The organism is Streptomyces phaeochromogenes (assembly GCF_001418655.1).
Classification (GTDB): domain Bacteria; phylum Actinomycetota; class Actinomycetes; order Streptomycetales; family Streptomycetaceae; genus Streptomyces; species Streptomyces phaeochromogenes.
Genome location: NZ_LIQZ01000034.1, coordinates 22,232 through 28,915, shown reverse-complemented (window position 1 = coordinate 28,915; position 6,684 = coordinate 22,232). Strand labels below are relative to the sequence as shown.

The window sequence follows — 6,684 nt, the reverse complement described above, 5'->3', positions numbered from 1 at the left end:
GGGGCGGCGGGGGCGAAGAACAATCGGGGCGTCGGAATACCCGGTTGACGCTCACCCACCCGCAGGGATTCCCTGCCGCCATGACTGACCTTCGCATCGAACGCGTCGACGCCACCGAGCCCCTGCTCGAAGACTGGCGGCACGTTCACAACGTGATCGTTCCGCCGGCCGCCATGGACCTCGACGAGGTGCGGGAACGGGCCGGCCGAAATCACCTGGAGGTCGCCTACCTCGGCAATGGACCCGACGGCGTACTCGTCGGATGTACGACGGTGCGCCCTCCCACGGACGACACGGCGACAGCCACCGTGATCGCCCGCGTACTCCCCGGCCACCGCCGCCAGGGACTCGGCGAGCAGCTCTACGTACGGGCGCTCGCGCAGGCCCGCGCACTCGGCGCCCGGCGGATCGAGACCGTCGTGCTGGCCGCCAACACCGAAGGGCTGCGGTTCGCGGAACGGCACGGATTCGTCGAGCTCGACCGGTACACCCTGCCGGGCGAGAGCGCACTCTGGATCGACCTGCGGCTGGCGTGAATCCTGGCCGGTCGGTCGGCCGTGTAGGACATGGTCTGGCCTATACGGCTCCTATCGTCGGGCTCACCTCCTCCGCCGACCGACCAAGGAGCCCCCCATGAGCCTCGTCACCACCATTCAGCCGGACGGTACGCCCACGTGGATCGACCTCCGGGTGCCCGACCTCGAACGCGCGCTGGAGTTCTACAACGCGCTCTTCGGATGGGAGTACGCGCCGGACTCCGCGAAGACCGGCCTCGGCACGGTGTGCCTGCTGCGCGGGCGCCCCGTCGCGGCCATCGCGCAGGCCGCCCCGGCCGACACGAGCACGAACGCCGACTGGACCATGTACTTCGCGACCGCCGACTGCGACGGCACCGCCAAGCGGATCGCCGACGCGGGCGGATCCGTGCTCACGGCCCCGACGGACATCGGCGAACACGGCCGCGCGGCCCTCGCCGAGGACCCGGTCGGGGCCCGCTTCGGCCTCTGGGAGGCGCGGGCCCACGTCGGCTGCGAGGTCGTGAACGAGCCCGACTCGCTCGTCCGGAACGACCTGGTCGCCCCGGACCCGGAACCCGCCCGGGCCTTCTACACGACCGTGTTCGGCTACACGCTGGACCTCAACAAGGCGCTCCCGGACCTCGACTTCACCTTCCTGCGCCGCCCGGACGGCCACGAGATCGGCGGCATCTTCGGCTTCCCGGGCGCCCCGAGGTCCGCCTGGGCGACCACGTTCGAGGTGGCCGACACGGATGCCGTCGTCGGCCGTGCCGTCGCGGCGGGCGGCACCGCCGACACCCCCGAGGACAGCCCGTACGGCCGGATCGCCACCCTCACGGACCCCTTCGGCGTGGAGTTCTCGGTCATCACCAGGCCCGCCTAGGACCGGCTCGTAGGGCCGCCTCGTAGGACCGCTTCTCAGGACCCCTGCGGCGCTCCCCAGTCGTAGCCGTGCGCGGCGAAGGCCCCGGCGAGGCGGCGCCAGGGCAGGCCGCAGCGCTCCCGGGCCAACTCCCCGCCGTCCGGGGCGACCAGCACGAGCTGCTTGCCGTCCCGGCAGGCCAGGGCGATCTCGTCGTGTGTGAACTCCCGGTCCGCGTCCCTGATCGTGAGGACCACACCGCTGTCGGAGATACGGGCCGTCAGGGACTCGTACACGGCGATGAACCCGACCAGCACGCCCAGTGCAACGCCCACGACGACCGCGCCGACCGTGAGCCAGGGTTCGGGGACGGAGGTCAGCAGCCGGGCCGGTCCCTTCATCGGCACCCAGGGCAGCGACAGCCACAGATCGGCCAGGAGCGTGAGCAGCCAGCCGCCCACGCCCCCGCACCCCACGCAGACGAGCATGAGCTGCCAGACGGGCTCCGCCAGTACGGTGGCCTCCCCCGAGCCCGCCACCGTCCGGTCCCGCGGATCCGGGCCGCTCTTCTCGATGTCCACGCTGCTTCTCCCCCGATCGGCGCCGATGGTGCGGTTTCCAGTCTCACGGGCACGGGCCGTCCGGTCGTCGGCCGATGGTCTACGTGCCCGCAACTTTGGTCGCCCAACGGGTACTTTCCGCACGTTGCCTCGGTATACCGGCCGAAGAAAACAGGAAAGTGGAAGGCATGGATCAGGCACAGGCACTGGCACAGGCACGCGCATGGCTGGCCACCGCTGTCGAGGAGGCACGCACGGGGCTGGCCGAGGGCGGCATCCCCATCGGGGCCGCGTTGTACGGAGCGGACGGCACCCTGCTCGGACACGGGCACAACCGGCGCGTCCAGGACGGCGACCCGTCGATGCACGCGGAGACGGCCGCCTTCCGGAACGCGGGACGGCAACGCACGTACAGGGGCACGACGATGGTGACCACCCTCTCCCCCTGCTGGTACTGCAGCGGTCTCGTCCGGCAGTTCGGGATCTCCCGGGTCGTCGTCGGGGAGGCCGAGACCTTCCACGGCGGGCACGACTGGCTCGCCGAACACGGCGTGGAGATCGTGCTCCTCGACGACCCCGAGTGCACCGCCCTGATGCGCGACTTCATCAAGGACCGACCCGAGTTGTGGAATGAGGACATCGGTGAGTGACGCCAGCACACCCAACCACTCCATCGGCCCCGGCGGCCCCCGCGTTCCCCGTATCCCGACCGTCGATCTGCGGCCCTGGGTCTCCGGCGACCCGGTGGCCCGCGAGGAGATCGCGCGTACGGTCGACGCCGCGCTCCGGACCGCCGGCTTCCTCCTGGTGACCGGCCACGGCGTCGATCCCGCCCTCCGCGCGGACATCCGCGAGGCCGCCCGCGCCTTCTTCCGGCTGCCCGCCGAGGTGAAGCAGCCGTACGCCGTCAAGGTCGGTGGCCGCGGCTGGCTCGGCCCGGGTGCCGAGGCCAACGGCTACTCGGAGGGCACGGAGACCCCGCCCGACCTCAAGGAGTCCCTGTCCTTCGCGACCCACGAGCCCTTCGACGACCCGGAGGTCGACGCGGAGTGGTGCGCGCCGAACGTCTGGCCCGCGGAGGCACCCGGGCTCCGGGCGCTGTGCGAGGAGTACCTGGCCCGGATGGCCGAGCTGGAGAACCATCTCCTGGAACTGCTCGGCGCGTCCCTCGGCCTCGAAGCCGACTTCTTCACCCGCCACATGAGCCACCCGACCTTCGGCTTCAACATCAACTGGTACCCGGGTAGGGAGGTCGTCGGCGAGCCCGAGGAAGGCCAGTTCCGCATCGGCCCGCACACCGACTTCGGCACGGTCACCATCCTCGACCGCCAGGCCGGCAAGGGCGGTCTGCAGGTCTACACGGACGAGGGCGGCTGGGAGGACGCCCCCTTCGACCCGGAGGCCTTCACCATCAACATCGGTGACCTGATGGCCCGTTGGACGGGAGACCGGTGGCGTTCCGGCCGTCATCGCGTGCTGCCGCCGCCCGCCGACGCCCCCGCCGAGGAGCTGATGTCCCTCGTCTACTTCGGCGAGTGCACCCCGGGCACCGTCGTCGAGTCCGTCCCGGCACCGGTGGGACGGGTGGCCCACGAGCCGGTGGACTCCCACACGTATCTGCGGGCGAAACTGGACTCGATCACGGTGGTCTGACGCCGATTCCGTGGTCTGACACCGATTTCGCGATCACTCTCCGCCAACCGCGGCGACACTTTCGCAAGCTGCCGGACATCATGCGGCCCAGTCCGAATCAACTCCCCCTTCTCCGTGCTGCTGTTGATACACCTCTCAACAGCAACAGCACGGAGAACCGGACCGCCCCAGGGGGAGATGCGGTGCACAGTGGGCTGCACGGCCGAGGGGCGCTGTTCGACACGGATCCGCCCGGCCTCGTCGCACGGCTTGTCGGCCTGTGCCCGTTCCAGCACGGGCCGACTCCTCTGGAGTACGCGAAGGAGCCGCCGTTCGTGGTGTTCACCGGCGGGCCCGGGCTCGGCAAGAGCGCGGTGCTCGGCGAACTCCGCGCCGCCTACCAGGGACACACGCCCCTCGCGCTGGTCGACTGCGAGGACGAGCTGTTCGCGCGGCCCCCGGCGCGGCGGCCCATCGAGGCCTGGTCGCCCGTGTCCCAGGCCGTCCTGACGATCGCCGAGCAACTCGCCGAGCCGGTCGCGGGCGCCGGGCGGATCGCCTTCCCGCGGCTCACGGCGGGGCTGTTGGCGGTGGCGGCGAGCGGCTGGCGCGACCGCGACCTGCCCCGCATCCGCCAGGAGGCGGAACGGATCCTGCTGCTGAACGACACTGGCTCCTGGGTCGCCGGATTCACCGGCCGCTGGGTCGGCCGGGTGTCGACCAGACTGGTCGACGCGTTGTCCGGTACGGGGCTGGTCGTCGAGCCGATCATCGAGGCGACCTTGGAAGTCTTCTCGGAGGGCGTCACGCCCACCCACCGCCGGCTGCGGAAGGCGGCTACCTGGTACCGGGACTGCCCGAGCGCGGGCGGCAACCCCAAGCTCGGACTCATCCTGCTCTCCGGGCACTTCAGGGCGGGCGGCGACTCCCGCACCCACGCCGAGCGGTATCTCGTACGGGCCCTGCTGGCCGACCTCGACGACGCCTACACCGGTGCCGTACAGCGCACCCACCGGCCCGGACGTCCGGTCGTCCTCGTCGACAACGTCCAGGCCACGGCCGGTGTCGGGCTCATCGGCTCCGTGCTGCGGGACCGGGCCGACGGCATCGCCGACCGGGTGGCCTTCTTCGCGGGGCTGCGCGGCGACGGCCACCCCTCCCTGCACCACGCCGCACGCCGAGCGCTGCCCGAGGTTGCCCGCGCCACCGGCTGGGAACCCGGCGGCACGGTCTCGTCCCACGCACTGCTCGTACCGCTGCCGCCGCCCGCCACCACTTCTCCACAGGCTGTGGAAGCCGGTCGGTGAGACGGAGTCCGTGCCGATCTCCCGAGCGCCCTGGCCCTGACCGTGGCTGCTGGCCCTGTCCCTGTCCCTGTCCCTAAGGCAGTCGGCCGGTCTCGTCGACGATCCCCCGGTCCACGACCGCCACGGACTCGACCAGGTCGCCCTTGTCGAGGACGTCGCACTCGTTCTTCGGCCCGGTGATCCGGACCGTGCTCTCGCCCAGGAACTTGTCCGTCTTCTCGTCGAAGATCAGCTCGCTGCGGGCACCGACCCGGTCGGGTGTCCAGGAGAGGGTCGCGCCCTTCATTGCGACGGCCACTCCCTGCCGCCCCGCGGCGTCCCGCGCATCGTCCACGACGAACAGGCCGGGGATGCGGGCGGCGGCCCGGTACAGCGCGGCGGCGGTCTTCGGCGGCAGGAGCTGGCTGGTGAGCAGGGTCGCGACCTTCTCGTACGCGCCCACGTCGGCGGCCCGCTTGCCCGACGCCCGCTCGCCGGGTTCCAGCCCGTAGAGCCACCGGTACATCCCCTCGGGGTCGGTGGGCAGCTCCTCGACCTGCCGGAAGTACTCGGGCATGGTCTTGCCGGGCAGCTGACGGGCGATCGTGTTCTCCACGTAGTCGCCGTCGCCGTCGCCGTCGCCGCCGCTGCCCTTCCCGTCCGCGTGCTCGCGGCGCAGGCCCTCGCTCTGCCCGTCGACGGACTTCCAGGACTGCTCCACGCCGTACGGGTGGCCCTCCGCCGTCATGACGCAGTCGTCGGGAAACCGCAGGCCAGGGGCCATCTTCCAGTGGTAGTTCTCCACTTCGGAGTAGACGAACTGGTTGTCGCGCACCCGCGAGAGCCGCTCCTTCTCCGCCGCCCGGGCGATCCGCTCCAGCAGCTCGACGGGACTCTGCCGGCTCATGGTGTCGTGCGCGCGGTCGCTCGACGCGGTGCCGGGCCCGGCCGACGGCCCGGTGGCGTCCCGGGTCACCGTGACCCCGAGGACGACGGCGACCGACAGGGCGCCCGCGACGGCCGGGGCCACGAAGGCCGGACGGCGCCAGAGCGGCGGCCGTACCGGCGGCGGGGTCACGTGCGCCTCGTTCGCCTCGTTCGCCTCGCTCATCTCGTTCGTGATCTCGCGCATCAGATGCTCCCTCAGGACGCGGTGACGGCCCGGCGGGAGGTCCTTCTCGGGAATCGTGCTCACTGGTTCCCCTCCTGGATGGGCCCGGCCACGGACGGGCGGCCGTCCCTCATCTGTCCGCGCCCGCCGGCGAGTTCCGCCGCGAGCTTCGTACGCGCCCGGGAGAGCCGGGAGCGCACCGTGCCGACCGGGATGCCGAGCGCCTCCGCGGCGGCGGCGTAGTCGAGGCCGCCCCAGACGCACAGCGCGAGCACCTCGCGCTCGGGCCGGCGCAGCCGGTCGACGGCGACGCGTACGGACCTGAGGTACTCCACGTCGTCGATCCGGGCGGCGACCTCGTCGGCGAAGTCGCGCTCGGCCTCGGCGGGCGGCAGCCGTGCCACCGCCGCCGTGTGGCGCCGGGCGGCCCGGCGCCTGTTGCGGGCCACGTTCGTGGCGATGCCGAGCAGCCACGGCCGCGGCGAACCGCCCTCCGCGTCCAGCCGCTCCCGCAACCGCCAGGCCTCCAGGAACGTCAGCGACACGATGTCCTCGGCCCCCGACCAGTCCCCCGTCAGCCGGAAGGCATGGTTGTAGACGGAGCGCGCGTAGGCGTCGAAGAGCCCGCCGAACGCCTCCGCGTCCCCGGCCCGAATACGCGCGCGCAACTCCCCCTGCCCCGGGAGGTCCCCCTGATTCGTCTCCACGTCCCCCA

The 6,684-nt window shown here is 72.0% G+C and carries 8 protein-coding genes; 5 read left to right on the top strand and 3 right to left on the bottom strand.

The genetic code is table 11. The features are described 5' to 3' along the window. Nucleotides 1–80 precede the first annotated feature (80 nt). Together AOK17_RS05185 and AOK17_RS05180 are read left to right on the top strand one after the other, a co-directional pair. Nucleotides 81–536 carry a GNAT family N-acetyltransferase gene (locus tag AOK17_RS05185; RefSeq protein WP_055611101.1) on the top strand — a complete coding sequence of 152 codons (456 nt, stop codon included), beginning with the start codon at nucleotides 81–83 and terminating at the stop codon, nucleotides 534–536. Nucleotides 537–633: 97 nt separating this feature from the next. Continuing rightward, entirely contained in the window at nucleotides 634–1,401 is a 768-nt protein-coding gene (locus AOK17_RS05180) for a VOC family protein (RefSeq protein WP_055611100.1), read from the top strand. 35 nt (nucleotides 1,402–1,436) lie between these two features. Here AOK17_RS05180 and AOK17_RS05175 read toward each other — a convergent pair whose 3' ends face one another. Next, nucleotides 1,437–1,961 (bottom strand): YqeB family protein, encoded by a 525-nt coding sequence (locus AOK17_RS05175; protein ID WP_055611099.1) that lies wholly within the window; start codon nucleotides 1,959–1,961, stop codon nucleotides 1,437–1,439. A 167-nt stretch (nucleotides 1,962–2,128) separates the two neighbouring features. Between AOK17_RS05175 and AOK17_RS05170 the strand changes: the two genes are divergently transcribed. The 3 genes from AOK17_RS05170 (at nucleotide 2,129) to AOK17_RS05160 (ending at nucleotide 4,879) form a co-directional block, all read left to right on the top strand. After that, nucleotides 2,129–2,590 carry a nucleoside deaminase gene (locus AOK17_RS05170; protein ID WP_055611098.1) on the top strand — a complete coding sequence of 154 codons (462 nt, stop codon included), beginning with the start codon at nucleotides 2,129–2,131 and terminating at the stop codon, nucleotides 2,588–2,590. Next, a complete protein-coding gene (locus tag AOK17_RS05165) occupies nucleotides 2,583–3,593 on the top strand; it encodes an isopenicillin N synthase family dioxygenase (RefSeq protein WP_055611097.1) in 1,011 nt (336 codons plus the stop codon). The genes AOK17_RS05170 and AOK17_RS05165 overlap by 8 nt, the downstream gene beginning before the upstream one ends. Before the next feature lie 182 nt (nucleotides 3,594–3,775). Further along, on the top strand, nucleotides 3,776–4,879 hold the full coding sequence (locus tag AOK17_RS05160; protein WP_206190680.1) for a hypothetical protein: 1,104 nt from the start codon (nucleotides 3,776–3,778) through the stop codon (nucleotides 4,877–4,879). 73 nt (nucleotides 4,880–4,952) lie between these two features. Here AOK17_RS05160 and AOK17_RS05155 read toward each other — a convergent pair whose 3' ends face one another. Both AOK17_RS05155 and AOK17_RS05150 read right to left on the bottom strand, forming a co-directional pair. After that, entirely contained in the window at nucleotides 4,953–6,053 is a 1,101-nt protein-coding gene (locus tag AOK17_RS05155) for a CU044_5270 family protein (protein WP_055611096.1), read from the bottom strand. After that, complete coding sequence (locus AOK17_RS05150) at nucleotides 6,050–6,637, bottom strand: RNA polymerase sigma factor (RefSeq protein WP_079052804.1); 588 nt, start codon at nucleotides 6,635–6,637, stop codon at nucleotides 6,050–6,052. The genes AOK17_RS05155 and AOK17_RS05150 overlap by 4 nt, the downstream gene beginning before the upstream one ends. Between the last annotated feature and the right edge of the window lie 47 nt (nucleotides 6,638–6,684).